Here is a 23782-nt window from a genome sequence, read left to right on the forward strand (position 1 = left end):
CAGTGTCAAAGTCGCGCTTTCCCAGTGACGTCTGAAATCGCTCGCAACGCCGGCATCCCAAGTGGCGCGGGTGATTTCACGTTCCGACCGCACGGAGTCCACGCTCTCCATGACCACGCCTTCACCGTATACCTTTGTTTTGTTCGGCGCCACTGGCGATTTGTCGCTACGTAAGGTGCTGCCTGCGCTGTTCCGGGCGTTCTGTACCGGCGAGTTAGCCGAGGTCGGCAATATTCTGGCCGTCGCGCGCAGCCCGATGGACGCGCAGGCGTATCACGCATGGTGCGAGCAGCATGTGCGCGCGCATATCAAGTCCGATGTCTGGGACGAGGCGCAATGGAAGCGCTTTCTCGCCACCATCGACTACATGCCCCTCGATCTGGGGCGCAAAGCGGAATTCGACACGCTGGCCGAACGGCTGGCCAAGCGCGAGGGCGTGCGCATCTTCTATCTCGCAACGGGGCCGTCGTTGTTCATCCCGATCTGCGAAGGGCTGCACAGCGCGAAGCTCAACGAGAACGGCCGCATCGTGCTCGAAAAGCCCCTCGGTCACGATCTCGCGTCGTCGGTTGCGATCAACGACGCCGTGGGCGCCATCTTCCGCGAAGACCAGATTTATCGTATCGATCACTACCTCGGGAAAGAGGCCGTGCAGAACCTGCTCGCGCTGCGTTTCGGCAATGCGATATTCGAGCCGATGTGGCGCCGGGATCTGATCGAAAGCATTCAGATCACCATTGCCGAGGAGTTGGGCGTAGAGGGCCGCGGCGAGTTCTACGAGCAGACCGGCGCGTTGCGCGACATGGTGCAGAACCACCTGCTGCAATTGCTCGCCATCGTGGCCATGGAGCCGCCGTTTTCCATGGACGCCGACGCCGTGCGCGACGAGAAGCTGCGCGTACTTCGCTCGCTACGGGCGCTCGACGACGACACCGTGGCGCGCAACGTGGTGCGGGGGCAATACGGGGCCGGTGCCATCGGCAAGACGGCCGTACCGGCCTACACCGATGAGCCGGGTGTGCCTGCGGATAGCCAGACCGAGACCTTCGTCGCCCTCAAGGTGGAAATCGATAATTGGCGGTGGGCAGGCGTGCCGTTCTTCCTGCGCACCGGTAAGCGGCTTGGCGAGCGCGTGGCGGAAATCGTCGTGAACTATCGCGCCACGCCGTATCCGCTGTTGGGCGAAGCGACGGCGCACGCGGGTGCCAACCGTCTCGTCATTCGCTTGCAGCCGAACGAATCGATGCGGCTCTACTGTCTGGCGAAGCAGCCGGGCGAGGGGATGAATCTGCAATCGGTGCATTTGGATCTGGCGTTCGACCAGTTCTTCAAGGGGCACCGGATGGATGCCTACGAACGCTTGTTGCTCGATGTGATTCACGGACGGCTGGCGCTGTTTGTGCGTCGCGATGAGCAGGAGCAGGCATGGCGCTGGGTGGCGCCGATTCAGGCGTATTGGGCGCGTCAACACAAGGGGCCGAAACGCTACGCCGCGGGTACGTGGGGGCCGCCCGCCGCGAGCGCACTGCTCGCGCAATACGGCACTTGCTGGGTGGAAGAGGACAACTGAGCGAGCGCAATACAACGCGGCGTGGGCGAAGTCCGGCAGCAGTCCGGACCGACCCGGCCCGAACGCCCCCGAGCCGAAGGAGACACACAACATGATCCACTGGCGGACTTTTCCGACCCGCGAAGCGCAGACCTATGCGCTGGCCAATGCCGTCGTGGCCGGGTTGGACGAAGCGCTGACGATTCGTCCGCGTGTGCTGCTTGCGCTGTCGGGCGGCACCAGCCCCAAGCCGTTTCTAGCGCAACTCGCGCGCCTGCCCGTCGCGTGGCGCGACATCAACATCACCCTCGTCGACGATCGCTGGCTGCCCGATACGCACGCCGACAGCAACGCCCGGTTGATTGGCGAGACGTTGCTGCCGGGGGCCACGGGGGCGCAGTGGCTGCCGCTCGTGGATACCTCTGCCGACGCCAAACTGCAAGTGCGCACGCTCAACGACACGTGGACGCATGGCGTGCCGCAAGTCTGTGTGCTCGGGATGGGAGAAGACGGCCACACGGCGTCGCTCTTTGCCGACGCCCCGCAATGGCACGAGGCCATCACGACGCAGGAAAAGTTCGTTCTCGTGCAGCCGCAGCAGGCGCCTTATACGCGCGTGTCGTGGTCGCTGTCGGCGCTCGCCGCGAGCGACCGACTGCTGTTGCAGATTCAGGGCAAGGCCAAGCGCGCTGTACTCGAAGCCGCGCAGGCGCAGCCGCAGGACAACGCCATCTCCCGGCTGATTCACCGTGAAGGAGTCAAGATCGATGTCTTCTGGAGTGAGGAATAACCCCCCGCATGTGAGCGGCCCGCGGCTGCTCGCCGACATTGGCGGCACCAATGCCCGTTTTGCATTGGAAATCGCGCCGGGCGATCTGGTCGAGATTCGCGATTACGCTTGCGACGACTATGCCGGGGTGCCGGAAGTCATTCGCGCCTATCTCGATGAGGCCGATCACGCGGAGCCCGTGCGCCATGCGGCGATCGCGATTGCCAATCCGATCGAAGGCGACGAAATCCAGATGACCAATCGCGATTGGCACTTCTCGATCGAAGCCACGCGCCGTGCGCTGCGGTTCGAGACGTTGCTCGTCGTGAACGACTTCACGGCGCTGGCGATGGCATTGCCGTACCTGTCCGATGCGCAGAAGCATCAAGTCGGCGGCGGCGAGCCGCGGCCCAATGGCGTACTTGGCCTGCTCGGGCCGGGCACCGGCGTGGGCGTGTCGGGTCTGATTCCCGCAGGCGATCGATGGATTGCGCTCGGCAGCGAAGGCGGCCACACCACGTTTTCTCCGGCGGACGAGCGCGAGGTCGACGTGTTGCGTTACGCGTGGCAGCACTTCGAGCATGTTTCGTTCGAGCGGCTCGTCGCCGGGCCCGGCATGGCGCTGGTCTATCAGGCGTTAGCCTTGCGCGCCAAGCAGCAGGTCAAGCCGCTCGAGACGCCCGATATCGTGAAACTCGCGCAAGCCGGCGATGCCCTTGCGCGCGAGACGGTCGATTGCTTCTGCGCCATGCTCGGCACGCTGGCGGGTAATGTCGCCGTGTCGCTGGGGGCCGTCGGTGGCGTGTATCTGGGCGGCGGCGTGATTCCGAAGCTGGGCAAGCTGTTCGAAGACTCGCCGTTCCGGGCTCGCTTCGAGGCCAAGGGGCGTTTCGAGGCGTATCTAAAGAAGATTCCGACGTTCGTCATAACCGCCGATCACCCGGCGTTTCTCGGCACGTCCGCAATTCTGGCCGAGCAATTGGGCACCCACGCCACCGGGGCGGGCGCGCTGATCGATCGGTTGCACCGCCTGCGCGACCGTCTGAGCCCGGCGGAGCAACGCGTCGCAGAACTCACGCTAAAGCAGCCGCGCGCGCTGCTTGCCGAGCCGGTGTCCGAGATTGCGCGGCTGGCGCGTGTGAGTCAGCCGACGGTGATTCGGTTCTGCCGCAAGCTGGGGTGCCAGGGGTTGTCGGATTTCAAGCTCAAGCTGGCCGGTGCGCTCACGGGCACGCTGCCGGTGCGCCACGGGCAAGTGCACGTGGGCGACACGGCGGCGGAATTCAGCGCCAAAGTGCTCGACAACACCGTTTCGTCGATTCTGCAATTGCGCGAGCATCTCGATGCGAAAACCGTCGAGGCGGCGGTGTCGCTGCTCGACGGTGCTCGCCGCATCGAGTTTTACGGGCTGGGCAATTCGGGCGTGATTGCGCAGGACGCCCACTACAAGTTCTTCCGTTTCGGTATGCCCACCATTGCTTACGGCGACCCCTATCTGTTGCAGGCGTCGGCGGGCTTGTTGAGCGAAGGCGATGTGGTGGTGGCGATCTCGGCATCGGGCCGCTCGACCGATTTGAACCGTGCCGTGGATATCGCGATCGGACGCGGTGCGCAGGTCATCGCGCTGACGTCGCGCAATTCGCCACTCGCGCGCAAGGCCACGCTGGTGCTGCCCAATGATCACGTCGAGACGATGGGCGCGCATGTGACGATGATCGCGCGCATTTTGCATCTGGCGGCCATCGACGTGCTGGCAGTCGGGGTGGCGATAAGGCGCGCAGGCCCGGGGGCGCAGACGGCCGGGGAGGGCGCGCTCGACTGGCTCGGCCACGGCAGCGGGCAAGACGGCCCGAACGAAGCGGCGGCATAAATCGGGACACAACGCGGGACATAACCCGGGACATAACGCGCGACATGAGCTGCCGGTGACCACTGGCGACGTCAGGCAAGGAGTCCGACGTAATTCTTTGGTCGCTTGATAAACGTAAACATGTTTATCATAATGCGGCCTATGAAAATGACCGATTCCGCCCAACGTTTCGGCTTTCTCGTCGCAGACGTTCAACGTCTGTACGGGCGCCGCTTCGAGCAGTTTGCCCAGCGCACGCTGCCGATGACGCGCGCGCAGTGCCGCCTGCTGGTGTATCTCGCCGACAATCGCGGCGTGAGCCAGACTGTGCTGGCCGATATTCTCGAAGTGCCGCCGCAGAGCCTCGCGCGTTCGCTCGAACGCATGGAAGAGGCTGGCTGGGTGCGCCGCCGCCCCGATGCGCGTGACCCGCGCCTAAACCGTCTGTACGTCACCCGAGCCGCGGTCGAGCAGTTGACCGTGGCGCGCGCGCTTTCCGACGTAGTGCGCAACGAGGCGCTGAGCGGGTTGACCGCGTTCGAGACCGTGCAACTCATGCAGTTGCTGCAAAAAGTGCGCCGCAATCTCTCGAGCGTGGTGCCCAAGCCGCTCGATACGGTCGTACCGGCGGCGCTGCGTGGACTCGATGCCCAAGACAATCCGCACGACGCCGCGGGCGATGCGCGTGCTGACCACAGCGACGGCGACATCGACGACGACAACCCGGCCGCCGATTCCCCCCGAGCCTGACGCAAGACACTCCCCACACCGATGTCGGACAACCCCGACTTGCTGCGCGCAGGGCATGCGCGTAGGGTGAGGCGTTACTGACGATTTATGACGGTTTATGACGTTTTCACACGTTTTACTCCAACCACCTCTTGGGAGGCAGTCATGACGCAGCATGTCTATAAGCAGATCGAACTCACCGGCTCGTCCACGAAGTCTATCGACGACGCCGTCAAAGGGGCCATCGAGCGTGCGAGCAAGACCTTGCGCAATCTGAACTGGTTCGAAATCACGGAGACGCGTGGCCACATCGAAGACGGCAAGGTCGCGCACTGGCAGGTGACGCTCAAGGTCGGCATGCGTCTGGAGGACTGACGGGGCCCACGCTGGGAGGGCGTTCGCGGCAGGCGGCTAAAGGGCTAAATCGCAGGCAAAGCGGCCCAAAACGCCGTGCCGCGAGCGTCATACAGTCGTGTCACAATAGGCGCATACTCGACATCACGAAAAAGACAGAAGAGGTTTGCGCATGTCCGAACAAGAACCGGTCCACGCCACCCGATCGATCTCTGACCCGGTGGAAGCGGTCGCCTACCTGAAGACGATCTACGACGCCAACACCGCATATCTGCGCGCGGCATTCGAACGATTTTCCACGGAGAAAGAGTCGGCGCGCCGCGTGAGCGCGCACTATCCGTTCATTCGCATCACCACCGAAGACATCACCCAGCTCGACAAGCGCCTGTCCTACGGCTTCGTGTCGGGCCCGGGCAGCTATCAGACGACGGTCACCCGCCCCGATCTCTTCGAGAACTACTACATCGAGCAGTTGCGCCGCCTTGCACACAACCACGGCGTAGCGTTCGAAGTTGGCGTCTCCGACGAGCCGATTCCGGTGCACTTTGCCTATCGCGATGGCGTGTATCTCGAAGGCGATCTCGATCAGTCGCACCTGCGGGCCATGCGCACCGTGTTCGATGTGCCCGATCTCGCCACCATGGACGACAGCATCGTCAACGGCACGCGCGACCCGTTGCCCGACGAAATTCTGCCGCTGGCCTTGTTCACGGCACCGCGCGTCGACTACTCGCTGCACCGGCTGCGTCACTACACGGCCACGTCGCCCGAGAATTTCCAGAATTACGTGCTGTTCACCAACTACCAGTTCTACATCGACGAGTTTGTCGAACTGGGCCGCGAGTTGATGAGCGCGACCGACGACCCTGCGCTGCGCGAGTACCGCAGCCAGTACGTAGCGTTTGTCGAACCGGGCAATGTCATCCACTGGAACCAGAACATTGCGCCGCGCGATTCTGAGGGCACGCCGCCGCCGCGGCTGCCGCAAATGCCTGCGTATCACCTCGTGCGTGCGGACAACACCGGCATCACGATGGTGAACATCGGTGTCGGCCCGTCCAATGCCAAGACCATTACCGATCACATTGCCGTGTTGCGCCCGCATGCGTGGGTGATGCTCGGCCACTGCGCGGGCCTACGTAACTCGCAGCGGCTTGGCGACTACTGCTTGGCGCACGGCTATGTGCGTGAAGATCACGTGCTCGACGACGATCTGCCGCTGTGGGTGCCGGTGCCCCCACTCGCTGAAGTGCAAGTGGCGCTGGAGCGCGCCGTGGCCGACGTGACGCAACTGGATGACTTCGAACTCAAGCGCGTGATGCGCACGGGTACGGTGGTGACCGTCGACAACCGCAACTGGGAACTGCGCGATCACCGCGAGCCGGTGCAGCGCATGAGCCAGAGCCGCGCGATTGCGCTCGATATGGAGAGTGCAACTATCGCCGCCAACGGTTTCCGCTTCCGTGTGCCGTACGGCACGCTGCTTTGTGTGAGCGACAAGCCGCTGCACGGCGAGTTGAAGTTGCCGGGTATGGCTGACCGGTTCTATCGCGAGCGTGTGGACCAGCATTTGAAAATTGGCGTGAAGGCCATGGAGTTGCTGCGCGATAACGGTCTGGACCGTTTGCACAGCCGCAAACTCCGCAGTTTTAACGAAGTCGCATTCCAGTAACGCACCCGGCGGCGGCGATGTTTCGACACTTGAAACTTGCCGCCGCACCCCGCCTGCCCCGTGTCACGGGGCGTTGCGGCCCTTGTGTGCAAGCGGCCGCCAGCAGTAGCACAATGCCTGCGCACACCGGATCGACGCCGCTTCCCCGCGTGCGTTGGGCCGGTGTTTTTGTTTCTCGTCATCAAGGATCATCGTGGAGCTAGTCAACCACGTCGTGCCCTGGGCAGCGCACGACACGCGTCTATTGCTGTCCTGCCTCGTCGGCCTCGTCGCCATCATTCTTTTCATCAGCGCGCTCAAACTCTCGCCGTTCCTGTCGATTCTGCTCGGCACGTTCATCGCGGGGCTAGGGGCGGGTTTGCCGCTCGATGCCGTCGCGAGTGCCTTCAGCAAGGGCGCGGGCGGCATTCTGGGCGATGCGGGCATGATCATCGCGCTAGGGGCCATGCTCGGTGCGTTGATGGCGGACACCGGCGCGGCTGACCGCATCGTCACTGTGTTGCTCACCTTCGCCAAAGGCCGCGCGTTGCCGTGGATGATGGCGGTAGTGGCCATGATCATCGGCTTGCCGTTGTTCTTCGAAGTGGGCCTCGTGATGATGGTGCCGATCATCTTCGTGATGGCGCGCCGTGCGAATACGCCGATTCTGCGCGTGGCCATTCCGGCGCTCGCGGGCATGACCACGCTGCACGCGCTGGTGCCGCCGCATCCGGGCCCGCTGATTGCTGTGTCGGCACTGCATGCCGATCTCGGCATGACGATGGGGCTGGGGCTGTTGATTGCGATTCCGGCGGTGATTCTCGCGGGGCCGCTGTATGGCATGTGGCTTGCGCCGCGACTGCATGTGGAGGCGCCGCAGCAACTGGGCGATCTTTTCACCAAACGCGATGACGATATCGCACCGCCGCCGTTTGCCGCGGCGCTGTTGGTGATCTTGCTGCCTGTGGTGTTGATGCTGGGACGCACGCTGGCGAAAGTGGCGTTGACGCCCGAGACGCCGATCTTCGAAGCGTTGGATTTCCTTGGCGAACCGATCATCGCGCTGGCGTTGACAGTCGTGGTCGCCATTGTCGTGCTCGGCTGGGGACGCGGTTTGCCGCGCGCCCGCGTGGGAGAAACATTGCGCCGCGCATTGCCGCCGATTGCGGGTTTGTTGCTGACCATTGGCGCGGGCGGTGGTTTGAAGCAAGCGCTGGTGACGGCAGGCATTGCGACGACCATCGGCAAGGTGGCAGTCGGCACGCATATGCCGCTAATTCTGCTGGCATGGCTGATCGCGGTGGCGCTGCGTCAGGCGACGGGTTCGGCAACGGTGGCCACGACGACCACTGCTGGCATCGTGGCACCGCTGGTGATGCATCTGCCGCCGGTACAGGGCTCGCTGATTGCGTTGGCGATTGGGGCGGGGTCGGTGTTCTTCTGCCACGTCAACGACGCGGGTTTTTGGATGGTGCGCGAATACTTCGGCCTGAAGCTCAAAGAAACGCTATGGGTTTGGTCCGTGTTGCAGACCATCGTCTCCGTCGTGGGGCTGGTGATGACGCTGCTGCTTTGGCAGATTTTGGTGTGATGTCTGCGACCGCGTCGTCGTGACGCGGCGGGCAATAAAAAAGCGCGCTGACCGTGAGGTCGCGCGCTTTTCTTTTTACGCTATCGCTGCGGAACGGTTTAAGAGAACACCCGCTTCGCGTGAATGCCGAGACCGAGCGCCACGCTGGCGAGGCGATCGCCGAAGACCGGCGTCGCGTTGGGGAAGGCCGCGCACATCGCCCCGGACAAGCAACGCAAGCCGGTCGAGCCACCCGTGAAGTACAGCGCATCGACGTCTTCGGCGCGCAACCCCGCAAGCGATGCGGTATGCACTGCACCGGCCGTAATGCTGGCGATCTCGTCGCTCACAGCGTCGACCAGCCCGGTTTCCGAGAACGCTACACCGAGTTCGCGCTCGATGACGGCGAGGTCGATGCGCGTGTCGCCACCAGCGGCCACTGCAATCTTCGCGTCTTCCGCATGCCCAACCAGCGCGTGGCCAAGGCGTTGCTCCACCGTGCGCATCAGGCGGCGATGGTGCACCGGGTCGGCATACAGATGCGCGGTCAGCGCCAGTTCACCGGCGCGCTTCGGCGTGTAGACCGTGTTGATCAGGTGCCACGTGGCCAGATCGAAGTAGATACGGTTGGGGACTTCCTTGCCGTCCGGGCCGAGGGCTTTGTAGCCGAGTTCGCGCAGAATCGTCGCGAGTTCGATACGGCGGTCGAAGTCCGTCCCGGCAATGTGCACGCCGTGGTGGGCGAGCACATCATCTTTGCGTTCGAGACGGCGGGCGCGATCGGGGCCGACGCGCACGAGCGAGAAGTCCGACGTACCGCCGCCGATGTCCACCACGAGCACTTGTTGCTCTTCCGTGAGCCGCGATTCGTAATCGAAGGCGGCAGCAATCGGTTCGAACTGGAAATGGACGTCTTGGAAGCCCACGTCGCGAGCGCTTTGTTCGAGCGAGCGTTGTGCGGCGGTATCGGCCTTCGGATCGTCGTCGACGAAGAACACCGGGCGGCCCATCACCACTTGGCGCAGGTCGCTGCCGTCGGATTTGACGGCGTGCGTGCGCAGGTGGCGCAAGAACGTGCCGATGATGTCGATATAGCGCATCGCCGAGCCGTTGCCGAGATCGGTGGTGCTTTCGATGAGGGAGGAGCCGAGCAGGCTTTTGAGCGAGCGCATCAGGCGCCCGTCGTAGCCGTCGATATAGTCAGCGACGGCCTGGCGGCCGAACGTGGCGCGGCCACCTTCGTCGGCGTTGAAGAACACGGCCGTCGGCAGCGTGCCGTAGCCGGCTTCGAGCTCGACCAGGCGCATAGCGGCACCGTCGCGAATCGCGACGGCTGAATTCGAAGTGCCGAAATCGATGGCGCAGAAACTCATGGCATTGCGGCTCATGCAGGCGAGCCGTAAAAGGTCGGCAGTGTAGCACGGCCGGGCGGCCGGCCAAATTTAGTGTCCCAAGATATCCACAGGCGGCGCGCTCAACGCGTTACCCATGCGACGCCTTGGCCGGCGGCTGCGCGGCGGGCAGCGTGCGCAAGCTGCTGACCACGGCGGCCACCGCAGCGAACGCTGCCGCGACGTAAAGCGACGCCCGCGTGCCGTACCCCTGCGGTGCCACGCTGAAAATCAGCGCGACAAGTGCCGCACCCGTCGTCTGTCCGGTCAGCCGGGCCGTGCCCAGCATGCCGCTGGCGCCACCGCTGCGATGGGCGGGGGCGGCGGTGAGCATCGCGTAGTTATTAGGCGACTGGAAGAGCCCGAAGCCGAAGCCGCACAGCGCCATGCGCCAGACGATGTCCCACGACTGGGGTTGTGCGGGCAGCATGGCCAGCGCTAGCAAACCGAGCGCGAACGCCGTCATGCCGATCGCACCGAGCAGGCCGGGTTTGTAGTGTTCGAGCAGGCGTCCGGCGAGCGGGGCGACGACGGCAATGGTAAGCGGCCAGGCGGTCATCAGCAGGCCGGTCTGTACGTGGTCGAAGCCGAGCGAATCTTGCAAATAGAAGGGCAGCGCGACGTAGGCGAGCATTTGCGCGCAGAACGACGCCATGGACGTGCAGATCGACAGGCCGAAGATCGGAATGCGCAGCAAGTCGACAGGCAGGAGCGGCACAGGCTGCGTGCGCTGACGCCGGACGAAGATCGTGCCGATGATGACCGCGGCGACGAGCTCGACGGCCACGAGCCAGCGTTCCTGTCCGTGGCCGAACGAGTCGATGCCCGAGATCAGCAGCCCGAAGGTGAGGGCGCTGAGCAGCGCGCCGGTCCAGTCGAAAGCGTGGGACGCGCGGATGCTGTCGGGCAGCGAGCGCATGGCGATGCCCAGCGCGATGATGCCGAGCGGCACATTGATGGCGAAGAGCCACGGCCAGTGCGCGATCGAGAGAATGCCAGCGGCGAGCGTCGGTCCGGCCGCAGAGGAGACCGCGACGATCAGCGAATTGAGGGCGACGCCGCGCCCGAACCAAGCGCGGGGGTAAATCATCTTCACGAGCGCGCTGTTCACGCTCATGATGCCAGCCGCGCCGAAGCCTTGAGCGACGCGCGCGAGCGTGAGGGTGACGAGCGAATCGGAGAGTGCGCAGGCGAGCGACGCCAGCGTGAACAGCGCTAGCCCAACCGTATAGACGCGCCGATAGCCGACGATTTCACCGAGTGCGGCGAGTGGCAGCAGCGAAATGGTGATGGCGAGTTGATACGCGTTGACGATCCAGATCGAGGTGGCGGGGCTGGCGTTGAGGTCGCGCGCGATGGTTGGCAGGGCGACGTTGGCAATGGCGCTGTCGAGCACCGACAGCGAAATGGCGAGCATGACGGTCGCGATGGCCCAGACCCGGGCGGGCATGGGCATGCCGTCGGCATAGTTTTCTGACATGAGAGCAGCGAGGGGGCGAGACGGCCGTCGCGTCGGGTAAAGCGGGGGACGCGCCCGGCGAAAGCGCCATCGTGCCCGAAATTGGGGAAAGGGGCGTCGGCGGCCCGGGGAGCCTTATAGATAAAGGCGCGTCGCGTTCGGCAGTGTGTTTTATCTGATGGAATGCAAATTCCATCAGATAAAACAATGAATCTAGCCCCGCTGAAAGCGAGCGATCCGGGCATTGGCGAGCGGGTGATAGCCGGTGCCATCGGCCTGTGCGACAAGGTCTGGCGCGATGGCGAGTATCGTCTGCACGCCGAAGGCTGCAATGGTGCTGGCGGGCGACCGCCCCGGACACCCGTGCTGCCCTTGGCCAAACGTCCAAGCGGTGTCGTCGGGATTCACCGGAGGCGGGGCGACGGCGAGTACGACGAGCACCACGTCGCCACGTGCGAGTTGGCGTTCGCAGATAACGGCGGGGGTGTGCAGGAAGCGTCGCGTGTTCTGAACGGGCGGATCGAATCGAATGATGTCGCTCACGGCGGCGATGGCGGTCGAGAGATGCGCCGGTGCTGGTGGCGTTTGCGGCGCAGGGGCCATCGCTGTCGAGGCGTCGGCACGTGCGAGCCGACGAAGTGCATTGGCGACGAGCCCGGCACAGGCGTCGTGGGTTTGCGTGAACAGGCCCGCGATATTGGCGGTCAGGGCGTGTGGGGCGAGGGTGCCGTCATGCGCGGCGAGGTTGCCGACGCGTCGCAGCCATGTGTCGGAAGCGTTATCGCGTGCGAGCCAATGATGGGCGAGGTCGGTTAGGGTTGTCGCCGCGTCATGGCCTAGGGCAATGACATCGGTATTGGGCGCAGGTCGTGCGGATTCTGCCATCGCAGCAACGAGCGCATGGGTGTTCGCGAATACGTCGTGCCATTCCGATTCTGGAACCCCGAGCCACGCCGCGAGTGCGTAGACCGGCTGACGGAATACGTAGTCATCGAGCGTTTCGGCGATTCGCCGTGCGTCGGACAGTGCGGCGGCGCTGGCATGCGCGAGCGCAGACCTATCGACGCTCAGTGTCGCGAGTTGCGACGCAAGCCAGGGTTTGAGCGTGGAATGTCCCGCACCGTCGTTCATGCGAACCAATTGCCCGAACCACGCGCCCGCCGCACCGGAGGCGAGCGCAGCGGGAACACGTGCACCTGCCGGGCGCACACCTAAGGCGGGATGGTTAAGCACCTCGGTAAGCGCCCCCGGCCCTGCGGCGACCCACATACCCAGCGAGGCGTCGAAATCGAACGGCCGCTGTTCGGCCAGTGCGCGGTAATACGGATAGGGATCGGGGTGGGTGACGGCAGCCAGGGCGTTGGCTGGCAGCGTTGGTGCCGACTGTCTCGATTCGAGGGATAAGGGCATACCTGATCTCATGAATGGTATTGAATTGCCGATATCTTGTGCTGATGCGTAAGAATACGCTTCATCGCGAAGTGAAATGTCGCGACGGCTTCACGAGGTCATTCGCAAACGATGAAAAATGCCAAATTTAGAGAATAAAATCGCGATTATTCGGGATGTGAGATTGAAGGGGCTCGCGCAACTCAGGGAGAACGCCTCATCGCCAGAAAAGGATCGAACGGGCAGTGCCTCGAACATGGTCGCATCCGCACTAAGGCTGTTGGCGGTCTCCGAATACCATTTGAACCATGATGTTTCGAACGTTTTATCGATTGACCCTACCCCGGAAAACTTGAGCTGTGGGGTTTCGGAAAAGAGTATTTTTACCTTCGTCAAAATGGGGTCGGAAATGACCCTCTTGGCAAGCAGATGGGGCGTTAATGGGAGCTACGACTGCGGAGAATTTAACATCCATGCTGATGTCAGAACTTCGGCAAGTACTGGATGAGTATGAGTTGCGAGCCGTTGAGGTAGACGCCCTGGAAGCCCTTTTGGTAGGCGAAAGCTTCGCTTTGCGCTTTGTGGCCGACCGAGAGGCGCTCGATGTCTCTTACCTTGAACATGATCGTGGACAACTGCTCGCAGCGTTTATGCTGAGGCCCCTGATTATGGAGAGATTTACTGCAGCGGATCGGATGCACTATGGCAACCCGGTGACAGCAGAGGAGCGCCTTGCGGCCTCCGTGAGGGTCTATGCCGCAGGGCTTGCGCATCGATGCGGTGACGTATTGAGTGGAGACAGATCGTGGATTCGACGAGCTGCCTGGGAAACTTCAAAGCCGGGCACATTTGTTCAGGACGTTCTTCAACGCAATTGCCACTGATGTGGTGTCCAGTTGCGCCGCAGCCATCCGATTGCGCCCTTCACAGTCAGTGCCGGCGTGAAGCGCGGCCGTCAAAAAATCCTCCGCGCCACCTCTTGACGCGCGGCCTCGTTCTCGTACATTTCCTTGATTCCGTCCATCGCGCGGCGGAGCCACGCGGTGGTGCTTGAGCGCAATTCGTCGTGCGACTGGTCGGCTGGCGTGGCGGGCGAATTGCGCAATTGTTCGTCGTGATCAGGCATCGCATTCCCCCTTGTAGAGGCGACGTCTCCCCGGGGAATTAGGGTTGGTTGAATTGAACCCAAACACCATTCGCTTCACTCAGACTACGGTAAAACAGCAGGGCGCGACGATCCCTAGACTTGTTGGTAGCATGCGTGCAAATGGATTTTTGGTTGAGTCGCAGCGTCTAGTCGACGTGGTTCGAATGCCCGATGGATTACTTGCAACGCTTGATAATGCGCGAGTACTTTCCGCGCAGAGAGTTGGGGTAAATATTCAACCGAGTGTCTTTAAATGCGCTGATCCATTACCAAATTATTGGCTTTATATTGATCGCTTCATTGGTAGGAAGAGAGCGGTTCCGGTTACCTACGGTGATGCTGTGAAGAAAAGAATCAGAATTAGGAAGATATAATTTAAAAAATTATTTCTATACCGATCATCTTTAGAAGGAAGTGAGTTTTGAAGAAGATTGAGTTGCTAACGCCTGAGGAATTGCCGTCCTGGTTTTCATACCCGGAGGATTTCCTTCAAGCCATAGACGAGGGATTGTACGACATCGGCCCATGGCAAATTCTGAACGGAGAGCGGCTTCGCATGAGGCATAACGGACTAAAGTCGCGATATCCTGTTCATGACCTTGTGCCGTTTGCTCGTCGCTTGGATACAGATGATGTAGCTTGCTGGGATGTAAAGGCCCCGGGGGCGGTACAGATTATTCATGACTTCGCCGGTCCAGGTTGGGAGGTACGGGAAAGCTACCCGTCATTTCTAGGTTGGTTAGCTGCTGCGAAAGAAGAAGCGAAAGACTACGATGATTAAGGCGTTGGATTTCACCGTGCTAAGTAAAGTTGTGACACGGATTTTGCGGCATGAGCCTTGGGTCTATGAGCTAGAGCTTGACGATGCGGGGTGGGTCCCCGTTGATGAACTATTGGCGGCACTCCGTACCGTGAAAGTGGAGTGGTCTTCGATTGACGAGTCTGACATTGCTGAGATGATTTCTCGTTCGGAGAAAAAGCGGCATGAGGTGCGAGAAAAGAAGATTCGCGCACTTTATGGACACTCGGTGCCTAAGATGTTATCGAGGGAACGAGCTGATCCTCCTGAATTTTTGTATCACGGGACGTCCCCATCTGCGGCCATGCTAATTAAAGGTGATGCATTGCGACCGATGGGTCGGCAGTACGTGCACCTCTCGGTCGACGTCGATACGGCTAACGAAGTTGGACGCCGAAAGGCACCCAATCCAGTACTTTTGGTCGTGAATGCTGCGAGCGCACATGAGGCAGGAGTGGCGTTTTACCGAGGTAATGACCACGTTTGGCTTGCGGACACTATTCCGGCCAAATTCATCGGTTGAATTTCCGGCGTTCATAGCGAATATTGGGTCTGCACTGCGCGATTGCACTGTTCAATTTGCAATGAAGTATGGTGAGATCCGGGGGTGGCATACTCGAAGCAATCCTTTTTTGGGCTTCACGGCATGAGAACTAACGTTGACTACGCCCCCGGCGTCAGTTCACTCGCTTCGCTTCTGGCCGATTCCGGGCGCATGACCATGCTTTGGGCGTTGATGGATGGCTCCGCGCGCCCAGCGGGCGAACTGGCGCTTGTCGCCGGGCTTTCGCCTTCCAGCGCCAGCGGCCATCTCGCTCGCCTCGTCGACGGTGGCGTGCTTTTGCAAGAAGCTCGTGGACGCCATCGCTATTTCCGTATCGCCACCCCGGAAACGGCGGCCGCCATCGAAGCCCTTGCCAGTGCGGTGTTGGCGACGCGCGAACTGCGTCCCCGCCCTGTTCCCGTCAGTCGCAGCACGCCGGTTCCGCTGCGTCACGCGCGCACTTGCTATGACCATTTGGCAGGAGAGATCGCCGTCGACCTCTTCGCACGAATGCGCGATCACCGTTGGATACGCATCGACGGTAGTGACGTTGCACTGACCGACGCCGGTGTCGACGGCCTTACCTCACTCGGCGTCGACCTCACTGCCGCGCGCGCCCGCCGCCGTCGTTTTGCCTGCACTTGCCCCGACTGGAGCGAGCGCAAACCGCACCTTGGCGGCGCCCTTGGGGCCGCATTGCTCAACACCTGTCTTCACGCCAAATGGCTCGAACCCACGCGTGAACCGCGCGCCCTGCGCGTCACGCCGTTGGGCGAACGCCACCTCGCCGATTTCGCCACCTGAATTTTCCGGGCGCATAAAAAGAAACACCCCACGCAAAACGCGCGGGGTGTGAGGCACCGGGAGCGGTGGGCTACGGGACAGGATCCGAAGTCGATCGTCCTGGCCGCCGTGGCCTTTTAACTTCCAGCGTAAGTCGAGTTAATCAATTCGGTCGAACCTTGCACACGGGCACCTACCGGGTGTCCGTACGTCGCCAGTTGCGGATACTGGCTATCGGTCTGCGTGAGCTTGCCCTGCGCTTGCGCTTCGATCAGTTCCTGACGAACTTGCGCGCTCGGCACCGCCAGCTTTTCGCTATATACGCTCGATTGCCAGAACAAGTTTTCGTTCGGATAGCCGTTGCCGCCAGTGCCGGCAAACGCGGCCGGTGCAGCCGCCACAGTCAGGGTCGCAGCGATCAAAAGATGCGAAAGAGTGCGGGTCATGATGTTTCTCCTGTCATTTCTTCTTGGGTGGTCGGCCGGCTCACTTAAGTGTCCGGCACCGCCTACGCCTCTAAGGTAGGACGACCACGCCGCAGGAGTAACCGCACTGGACGCAACAATGCATTGCAGATATCGTGCCACCTCGAAACCCGCATGTAGCAAGGGTTTCAAGGCGGACGACGTTATCGCACAAGTGGAATACCGACTCTAATGAAGATGTTAATTAACAGGAGTGCGACAGGATGTCGCAGCGATCAGAACTTGTAGCCGACGCCCGCGAGGAAGATATCGCTGTCGCGGTCGTAACCGGTCACGACGCGGTTCCAAGAGATGCGTCCGACCCAATGATCGGCAAAGCGGTACGCCATGCTCATCGTGAGCAGACCCGCCACGACGTTTTGCGCGCCGCCGGCTGATCGGTTCTGCTTGTACTTGTTCCACGTCACGTACGGGCCAAAGCCGAGGCCGAGGCTGAAGCGGTCGCTGAAGAAATCGTTCTTGACCCACGCCTGTGCCGCAACGCCCTGACGGTTGCCGATATCGCTATGGCCTTCGTTGATCAACGACACCGTGCCGTCGAACCATCGGCCGAAGCCGTGGCGATATTCGATGCCTTCTGCCGCAGCGTTCTGCGAGTCGAGGCTGTTCACGATGGACAGCCCCGCCATGACGGACAACACGTCGCCGGTCGGCACCGGCGGATCCATGTTGCCGAGCACGGGACCCGGCGTCGACGGCTTATCCAATTGATAACCGACACCCAGCAGGTATTGCACGGTGTTGATGCTCGACGGCGATTGCACGTAATTGGCACGCGCTTGCACATACCAGCGGCTGGCGAAGTAATACGTGGCGGTGGCCGAGAACATGGCGCCCCAGCCGTGGTCGTCTTCGTAGCGCTTGCCGCGGCTGCCAGCCACCGTGTCGTAGTAGCGATACGGGCCGACACCCACGGCAACGTCGAAGCGGCGATCGAAAAACGCCTGACGTGCCCACACCTGCACGGCAAAACCATCGCGGTGATGGTCGGGCACATGGCCTTCGTTGAGCCACGTGAAGCTCGCTGCGAAATGCTCGCCAAGCCCCTGCCGGTAGTCCATGCCCCACGAGTAGGTGTGCGCGTTGTCGTCGTTACGCGCGTTCATGGCGCCCGCGTAGACGGTGGCTTCCTGTGCGTGCGCAACATTGGCGAATGCTGATGCGCCACAGACCACACCGGCCAACGCCGTTCGCACCCACCATGGATTGTTCTTCATGTTCGATCCGCTGCAATGAGGGCGTTTTTCGCCGCGTTGGGCGGCGGAGGTATTCGATACGCTCGCGCTGGCAAGCCGCTTCTCAGTAAGCGCTATCGTAGCAGCGCCCCATTGACGGGCGAGCGGCAACGGGGCGTTGCTTCAAATTACCGAAAATTACGGCATCGGCGATGCCACATCGTATGGCACGCCGAAATACTTCGTCAAACGAGATGTGAGGCAGTGAAAGGGGGCGGCCCCGGAAGCGCAGGAACATGATTCGACCGCGCGGATGCCATGGATTCATGCGATTCCGGCGGCACCGTATGCATGCCGGAATTCCGCCTTTGATTTCAGGCCCTTTCCGCAGCTGCGAGGAAAGCTGGCGCGTCTGCCAGTAATACGGTGAGATCGGCAGCGCCCGATTTGACGACCGCCGCCGTGCGCTCCCGGCTAAGCGCATCGGTGCCCACCAGCGAGCGCGGCCCGGCGACGCTCAATGCCGCCAGCGGACGCCCTTGTGCATCGAGCACCGCTGCTGCACACGCATCGATTCCCGCTTCGAACCCGTCCTGACTCCACGCGCAACCGGTTTCCCGGTCGCGGGCCAACTGTGCGTCCAGCGCCGCATACGTGCGCGCACTCTGCGCCGTTGCCGCTGCTAATGGCTCGGGGCCGAGCAACGCGCGGCGGCGCTCAGGACTCAGGTGCGCCAACAGCGATCGCCCCGGGGCCGTCAGATGGGCCGTGACACGGCTGCCCGCCCGGATATTGCTGACCAACGGCAGGGCAGGGGTTTCACACAGCAGATAACGCACCTGCGTGCCGTCGAGTACCGTCAGATAGCTCGACAGCCCGGTCTCACTCGTGACACGCGTGAGCACGCGCCGCGCCGTGGCGAGATGATCTTCGCCCGCGAGCGCCGCAGCGGAGAGCGTCAGAAAACCAAGACCGAGCCGATGGCCGCCATGCGGCAGCGGTTCGAGCACGCCTTCGTGTTCGAGCGTGGCAAGCAGGCGCATGACGGTGATGCGATTGACGCCGATACGTCGCCCGACCTCACTCATATTGGCCGTTGAGCCACCGTCCGCCACAAAACGCAGGAGCTTGAGCGCCCGGATGACCGGCGTCACGAGCCCGGCTTGCGCCGAGTCGCGATCGTCACCAAGGACAGAGTTATCCGCGCCGGAAGCGCGGTCACCGCGTACGGTGTCGGGCGAAGCGTTCGTCATGCGGTGCTATGGACGTCTCGTTGTGTCGAAAGAGGCCGAATATCGATGGCCGGAATCTGGCGTCATGGTCAGCGAATCGCTGTGCGCAAACTCACGCGGCAACCGGCACCTGCCAAGCGTCGTATTCGTAGACCCAATCGGCGTTGCCGCCTTCCTTGAGCCACTGATTGCCGCGCGAGCCGATTTGCACGCGCGCGGTGCGCTCGCGACGCGCGGCTTCGTAGCGAGCCAGCGCGCCAGCCAGTGCGTCGGCATCGGCATTCGGGCCGACCTCGGCGAGGTGGCGAGACATTACCACAGCGTCTTCAATGGCCATACCCGCCCCCTGCGCCATAAACGGCATCATCGGATGGCATGCGTCGCCCAGCAGCGAGACGCGGCCACGCGACCACTGCGGCAGCGGGTCGCGCACGTACAACGCCGACTTCAACACGCTGTCGCACGCATCGAGCAGCGCACGGGCTTCGGGATGATAGTCGGCGTACATCGCGCGCAACTCCAGCACGTCGCCCGGTGCCGTCCACGACTCCAAGGTCCAACTGTCCTGCGCCGTGGTGGCGAACACAAAAATGTCGCGGCCGAGATTGAGCGGGAACGTGACGATCTGACTCGACGCGACAGGCCCCCACCACTTGGTGAACGCGCCCAGATTCGGCACACCGCCGAGCTGCTCCGCAGGCACGACCGCACGGTAAGCGACCACCCCGGTGAACTCCGGCGATTCCGGCCCGAACAAGCCTGTGCGCACCACCGAATGAATGCCGTCGGCACCGATGAGCACATCCACGTCGTCGTGCGAGCCGTCGGCGAACGTCAGACGAATGCGGCCAGACTCCCCAACGCCCGGCGCTTCAAAGGAAACCAGTTTCTTGCCGAGCGCGATGTATTCCGCGGGCACGGCTTGCTCCAATGCCTGAAGCAAATCGGCGCGATGCATCGTGAGTTGCGGCGCGCCGTACTTGGTCTGTGCCGTCTGCGCCATTTCCAGGCGCGAGGTTTCTTCGCCGCTATCCCACGTGCGGCTGATGCGGTGGCTCGGTTGCGCAGCGCTCTCGCGCAACGCGTCGCCAACGCCAAGGCCGTCGAGTGCGCGCACCGCATTGGGCGTCAGGTTGATATCGGCACCGACACGCGCGAACTGCGCCGCTTGCTCGTAGACACGCACACGAAAGCCAGCACGCACGAGCGCGATGGCGGCAGCCAGACCACCGATGCCGGCACCGTTGATGCCGATGAGAGGAGCTTGCGGACCTTGCATGGAGACACCCTTTTGATGAAGGTTACGACGATTTCGAAAAAATAAAACGTTCAAATATGAACATGATGTTCAAATATTATTGTTTTTGATTCGATCAATCGCAAGCCACCCTCGGGTAAATCCCGACGCAGGCCGATTCGCAAGAACGGTTTAACGACGGGACTTCCGGCAACGCAGACGGGACGAGCGGCACCTGCGTCGCACTTGAAATCGTGGAACTTCAACGCCGATTGCGCGCGTGTTATCACACCAAATTCTCGTCATCAATTCGTGCATCTCCGCTGCGAGACTCGCGCGTCACCTGGCCTAAGCTCCGCATTGTTGGTTTCATAAGTAATCCAACGTTTCATAGGTGGAACGTCGAAATGCGGTCGCACGAGGGGTGTGACCGGCTGGGGTTGCCGTGCGCCGTACCCGACGTCATCACCGTTTTCGAATCATCGAATCATCGAACGACAGGAGTACACAGATGAAGCGGTTTCCGACGGGGCGGATCTCGGGGATGACAAAAATTGCGGCAGCCATGTTGCTCGCCGCAGGCGTGCCGATGGCGGCACACGCGCAAAGCAACATCACGATCTACGGCAGCATGGACGCCGGTGTGGCCTACGTGAACAACCAAGGCGGCACCAGCAACTGGATGGCGCAACAAGGCGGCACGCAGCCGGATCGCTGGGGTTTTCGCGGCGTTGAAGATCTGGGTGGCGGCAATCGCGCGATCTTCCTGCTGGAGAACGGCTTCTCCACGCTGACGGGCAACACGCTGAAAGCGGGCGCGATGTTCAATCGCCAGTCGTGGGTTGGCTTGCAATCCGACACGCTCGGCACGCTCACCATCGGCCACATGGCCCCGTTCAGCTTCGAATGGCTCGGCCCGTTCAGCACCGCCTATCTGGGCATGAACTGGTACATGTTCCACCCGGGCAACCTCGACGAACTGGCCAACACCTCGGTCGTGCAGCTCGACAACTCGGTGAAGTACGTCACGCCCGACTTCGCCGGTTTCAAGGCGGCGGGCATGATCTCGCTGGGCAACACCACGAACTTCGCAACCGGCAAGAAGTGGAGCGTGGCGGCGAACTACACCAACGCAGGTTTCAAGGCGTCGGTGGCCTACTCGAACGAGAACAACCGTACGCCGAACGTCGCCGTGCTCGGCGGCGCGACCTTCCAGAATCAACCTGTCGCGACCTATTCGGCGTCGAACATCGAGAACATGGGCGCGGGTGTGTCGTATGGCTTCGGCCCGTGGTTGCTGCACGCGTTGTACACCCGCGTGAAACTGGCATCGCCGGGCTACAGCGACACCTACCAGTCGTTCGATGGCGGCGTGAACTACGCCTCGAGCATCGCGAACACGATCACCTTCGGTGCCGCCACGACGAACATGTCCGGCAAGCGTTGGACGCAGGTGAGCCTTGGCGACGTCTACGCGCTCTCGAAGCGCACGCAGGTGTATGTGAGCGGCGTGTATCAGCACGCGAGCGGCAACGGTGCGGTCACCGCGATCAACACCATCGGTGCGTCGTCGACGGCCAATCAGGTCGTGATCATGTCGGGCGTGCATCACGCGTTCTGACGATCACGCAAAACAACGACCCAAAGGTCACCCTGTGAACTCACTCAGTGGGCTCAATGAGTGGGCTAACTTCGCGCCGACCGGCATTCGCTGGTCGGCGTTTTTTTGCGCCTTTTTCCGCGCGCCAGGTGCGTTTCTCCCGCCGCAACATCCCCAAATCCGGGTTTCCCCTAGTCAAAAAACAATTTTGACTCCGGCCGTCACTCCCTATAATTGATCCATAAGTAAATCAACGTTTCACATATGAAACGTAAGCCGCAAGGCGAAAGACAGGTCGGCAGGCGATGCAAGCGAACGACGCGGCACGCTGCCCAAGGCAAGTTGAACATCCAGAAACACGGTGGTTTCCCATGCTCAGGTCGATTCAATTGCAGGACGCGAACGTTGCCGAGGCGTATGCCGACGCACGTCACACGCCGGTAGCGGCACCGCTGCCGTTTGCCATCGAATATCGTGGCGTGACGCGTCGATTCAAAAATCGCCAGGGCAAGGGCGAGATGACGGCGGTCTCGAACGTCTCCATCGGTATCAAGACCGGTGAATTCGTCTCGCTGATCGGGCCGAGCGGCTGCGGCAAGAGCACGCTGCTCAACATGGGCGCCGGTCTGTACGCCCCGAGCGAAGGGCACGTCACGCTCGCGGGCAAGCCGGTGCGCGGCCCGTCGCAACAAGTCGCCTTCATGCTGCAAAAAGACTTGCTCATGCCGTGGCGCTCCATTCAGAAGAACGTCGAACTCGGCATGCAGATTCGCGGCCGTAGCAAGGCAGAGCGCGCCGAAGTCGCACAGAAGCTGCTCGCGCGCTGCCATCTGAAGGGCTTCGAGAATCACTACCCGCACCAACTCTCGGGCGGTATGCGCCAACGCGCGGCGCTCGCCCGCACGCTCGCCGTCGAGCCCGACGTGCTGCTCATGGACGAGCCGTTCTCGGCGCTCGATGCGCAAACCAAGATGGTGCTGCAACAAGACCTCGCGCAGATGCTCGCCGCCGAGGGCAAGACCGCGCTGATGATCACCCACGATCTGGCCGAAGCCATTGCGCTCTCCGACCGCGTGTTCGTGATGAGCGAGCGCCCGGGCACGATCATCGAAGAGATCACCGTCGATCTGCCGCATCGCGACAACCCGATCGAGCGCCGCAAGCAAGCGGGCATGAACGAATACGTCGCGCATCTGATGGAACTGCTCAAAGTCGGCCGCGACGATCACCTCGGTTGATGCGCACTGGTCATCTCTCGCACAAGACACTGGAATTCCCGCTATGAAAACCCTCACCAAAGCGCAACTGACCGCAGGCAGCTTCGTGTTGCTGCTGCTCTTCGCGGCTGTCTGGCAATGGGGCCCGACGGCGTTCGGCGTGCCCGAGTTCGTGCTGCCGAAGTTGTCGTCGACCATCGTCGAAGGCGTTCGCATGTTTCAGGTTGAAAACCTGTGGCTGCATATCGGCGTGACGGCCCTCGAAGTGATTGCCGGTTTCGTCATCGGCTCCGCACTGGGCGTAATGATCGGCGTGATCCTCGGCTTGTCGCCGTCCACCGAAGCGATGCTCTCGCCGTACATCCTTGCGCTGCAAATTGCACCGAAGGTGGCATTCGCGCCGCTGTTCGTGATGTGGATGGGCTACACCATCTACCCGAAGATTCTCGTGGCGGTGCTCATCGTTTTCTTCCCCGTGATGATCAACGTGCTGGGCGCAGTGCGCTCGGTCGACCCGGATATGGTCAACCTCGTGCGTGCGCTGTGCGGCCGCCGTTGGCAGATTTTCCGCTTCGTCGAATTTCCGTCGGCCATGCAAGCCCTCTTTGCCGGGCTGCGCATCGCCTCGACGCTCGCCGTGATCGGGGTGACCGTCGGTGAGCTCGTTGGCGGCGACCGCGGGCTGGGCTATCTGCTGGTCTATGGCGAAGGGCAGGGCAACACCGCGATGGTGTTCGTCGCCATCGCCGGGCTGACCGTCATCGGTATTGCCGCGTATGCGGCGGTGGTTTGGCTCGAGCGCCGCGCACTGCACTACGTGCCGCGTGCCGCGATGAATATCGCCTGACGTGTC

At 62.1% G+C, this 23782-nt stretch carries 22 protein-coding genes; 13 read left to right on the forward strand and 9 right to left on the reverse strand.

Features of this window, described 5'->3' with window-relative positions; translation table 11 throughout:
• Window positions 1–109: 109 nt before the first annotated feature.
• From zwf to PPN31114_RS23170, 7 genes are all read left to right on the forward strand, one after another.
• On the forward strand, window positions 110–1570 hold the full coding sequence (gene zwf / locus PPN31114_RS23140; RefSeq protein WP_150681879.1) for a glucose-6-phosphate dehydrogenase: 1461 nt from the start codon (window positions 110–112) through the stop codon (window positions 1568–1570).
• 91 nt (window positions 1571–1661) lie between these two features.
• Window positions 1662–2339, forward strand: a complete 678-nt coding sequence (gene pgl, locus PPN31114_RS23145; protein WP_150681880.1) for a 6-phosphogluconolactonase — start codon at window positions 1662–1664, stop codon at window positions 2337–2339.
• On the forward strand, window positions 2317–4188 hold the full coding sequence (locus PPN31114_RS23150) for a bifunctional transcriptional regulator/glucokinase (RefSeq protein ID WP_174988406.1): 1872 nt from the start codon (window positions 2317–2319) through the stop codon (window positions 4186–4188). The genes pgl and PPN31114_RS23150 overlap by 23 nt, the downstream gene beginning before the upstream one ends.
• A gap of 147 nt (window positions 4189–4335) precedes the next feature.
• Window positions 4336–4917 (forward strand): MarR family winged helix-turn-helix transcriptional regulator, encoded by a 582-nt coding sequence (locus tag PPN31114_RS23155; RefSeq protein ID WP_174988409.1) that lies wholly within the window; start codon window positions 4336–4338, stop codon window positions 4915–4917.
• A gap of 144 nt (window positions 4918–5061) precedes the next feature.
• Window positions 5062–5271 carry a dodecin gene (locus PPN31114_RS23160; protein WP_150681882.1) on the forward strand — a complete coding sequence of 70 codons (210 nt, stop codon included), beginning with the start codon at window positions 5062–5064 and terminating at the stop codon, window positions 5269–5271.
• A gap of 151 nt (window positions 5272–5422) precedes the next feature.
• Window positions 5423–6922 carry an AMP nucleosidase gene (locus PPN31114_RS23165; protein ID WP_150681883.1) on the forward strand — a complete coding sequence of 500 codons (1500 nt, stop codon included), beginning with the start codon at window positions 5423–5425 and terminating at the stop codon, window positions 6920–6922.
• A gap of 193 nt (window positions 6923–7115) precedes the next feature.
• A complete protein-coding gene (locus tag PPN31114_RS23170; protein WP_150681884.1) occupies window positions 7116–8492 on the forward strand; it encodes a GntT/GntP/DsdX family permease in 1377 nt (458 codons plus the stop codon).
• Between the two features lie 98 nt (window positions 8493–8590).
• Here PPN31114_RS23170 and PPN31114_RS23175 read toward each other — a convergent pair whose 3' ends face one another.
• From PPN31114_RS23175 to PPN31114_RS26265, 5 genes are all read right to left on the reverse strand, one after another.
• Complete coding sequence (locus PPN31114_RS23175; RefSeq protein WP_150681982.1) at window positions 8591–9844, reverse strand: Hsp70 family protein; 1254 nt, start codon at window positions 9842–9844, stop codon at window positions 8591–8593.
• A gap of 109 nt (window positions 9845–9953) precedes the next feature.
• Window positions 9954–11342: an MFS transporter gene (locus PPN31114_RS23180; RefSeq protein WP_150681885.1), complete on the reverse strand. Its 1389-nt coding sequence runs from the start codon at window positions 11340–11342 to the stop codon at window positions 9954–9956.
• A gap of 192 nt (window positions 11343–11534) precedes the next feature.
• Window positions 11535–12731: a cytochrome P450 family protein gene (locus tag PPN31114_RS23185; RefSeq protein WP_150681886.1), complete on the reverse strand. Its 1197-nt coding sequence runs from the start codon at window positions 12729–12731 to the stop codon at window positions 11535–11537.
• Between the two features lie 461 nt (window positions 12732–13192).
• A complete protein-coding gene (locus PPN31114_RS26260; RefSeq protein WP_174988412.1) occupies window positions 13193–13333 on the reverse strand; it encodes a hypothetical protein in 141 nt (46 codons plus the stop codon).
• 332 nt (window positions 13334–13665) lie between these two features.
• On the reverse strand, window positions 13666–13836 hold the full coding sequence (locus PPN31114_RS26265; protein WP_174988415.1) for a hypothetical protein: 171 nt from the start codon (window positions 13834–13836) through the stop codon (window positions 13666–13668).
• Window positions 13837–14278: 442 nt separating this feature from the next.
• Between PPN31114_RS26265 and PPN31114_RS23190 the strand changes: the two genes are divergently transcribed.
• The 3 genes from PPN31114_RS23190 to PPN31114_RS23200 all read left to right on the forward strand — a co-directional run bounded on the left by PPN31114_RS23190 (window position 14279) and on the right by PPN31114_RS23200 (window position 16004).
• Window positions 14279–14638: a hypothetical protein gene (locus PPN31114_RS23190; RefSeq protein WP_217426983.1), complete on the forward strand. Its 360-nt coding sequence runs from the start codon at window positions 14279–14281 to the stop codon at window positions 14636–14638.
• Entirely contained in the window at window positions 14631–15179 is a 549-nt protein-coding gene (locus PPN31114_RS23195) for an RNA 2'-phosphotransferase (protein ID WP_174988418.1), read from the forward strand. Before PPN31114_RS23190 ends, PPN31114_RS23195 begins: the two co-directional genes overlap by 8 nt.
• A 123-nt stretch (window positions 15180–15302) precedes the next feature.
• Window positions 15303–16004, forward strand: a complete 702-nt coding sequence (locus PPN31114_RS23200; protein ID WP_150681887.1) for an ArsR/SmtB family transcription factor — start codon at window positions 15303–15305, stop codon at window positions 16002–16004.
• 116 nt (window positions 16005–16120) lie between these two features.
• Here the strand turns inward: PPN31114_RS23200 and PPN31114_RS23205 are convergent, their stop codons facing one another.
• The 4 genes from PPN31114_RS23205 to PPN31114_RS23220 all read right to left on the reverse strand — a co-directional run bounded on the left by PPN31114_RS23205 (window position 16121) and on the right by PPN31114_RS23220 (window position 20154).
• On the reverse strand, window positions 16121–16429 hold the full coding sequence (locus PPN31114_RS23205; protein WP_150681888.1) for a DUF4148 domain-containing protein: 309 nt from the start codon (window positions 16427–16429) through the stop codon (window positions 16121–16123).
• 254 nt (window positions 16430–16683) lie between these two features.
• Window positions 16684–17685: a hypothetical protein gene (locus tag PPN31114_RS23210; protein ID WP_150681889.1), complete on the reverse strand. Its 1002-nt coding sequence runs from the start codon at window positions 17683–17685 to the stop codon at window positions 16684–16686.
• A 332-nt stretch (window positions 17686–18017) separates the two neighbouring features.
• Window positions 18018–18896, reverse strand: a complete 879-nt coding sequence (locus PPN31114_RS23215; RefSeq protein ID WP_150681890.1) for an IclR family transcriptional regulator — start codon at window positions 18894–18896, stop codon at window positions 18018–18020.
• Between the two features lie 91 nt (window positions 18897–18987).
• Window positions 18988–20154: an FAD-dependent monooxygenase gene (locus PPN31114_RS23220; RefSeq protein ID WP_150681891.1), complete on the reverse strand. Its 1167-nt coding sequence runs from the start codon at window positions 20152–20154 to the stop codon at window positions 18988–18990.
• Window positions 20155–20656: 502 nt separating this feature from the next.
• On the opposite strand from PPN31114_RS23220, the gene PPN31114_RS23225 reads away from it, so the two are divergent.
• The 3 genes from PPN31114_RS23225 to PPN31114_RS23235 all read left to right on the forward strand — a co-directional run bounded on the left by PPN31114_RS23225 (window position 20657) and on the right by PPN31114_RS23235 (window position 23776).
• Window positions 20657–21733: a porin gene (locus PPN31114_RS23225; RefSeq protein WP_150681892.1), complete on the forward strand. Its 1077-nt coding sequence runs from the start codon at window positions 20657–20659 to the stop codon at window positions 21731–21733.
• 350 nt (window positions 21734–22083) lie between these two features.
• Window positions 22084–22950, forward strand: a complete 867-nt coding sequence (locus PPN31114_RS23230; RefSeq protein WP_150681893.1) for an ABC transporter ATP-binding protein — start codon at window positions 22084–22086, stop codon at window positions 22948–22950.
• Window positions 22951–22993: 43 nt separating this feature from the next.
• Complete coding sequence (locus PPN31114_RS23235; RefSeq protein WP_150681894.1) at window positions 22994–23776, forward strand: ABC transporter permease; 783 nt, start codon at window positions 22994–22996, stop codon at window positions 23774–23776.
• Window positions 23777–23782 lie beyond the last annotated feature (6 nt).

The organism is Pandoraea pneumonica, assembly GCF_902459645.1.
GTDB lineage: Bacteria > Pseudomonadota > Gammaproteobacteria > Burkholderiales > Burkholderiaceae > Pandoraea > Pandoraea pneumonica.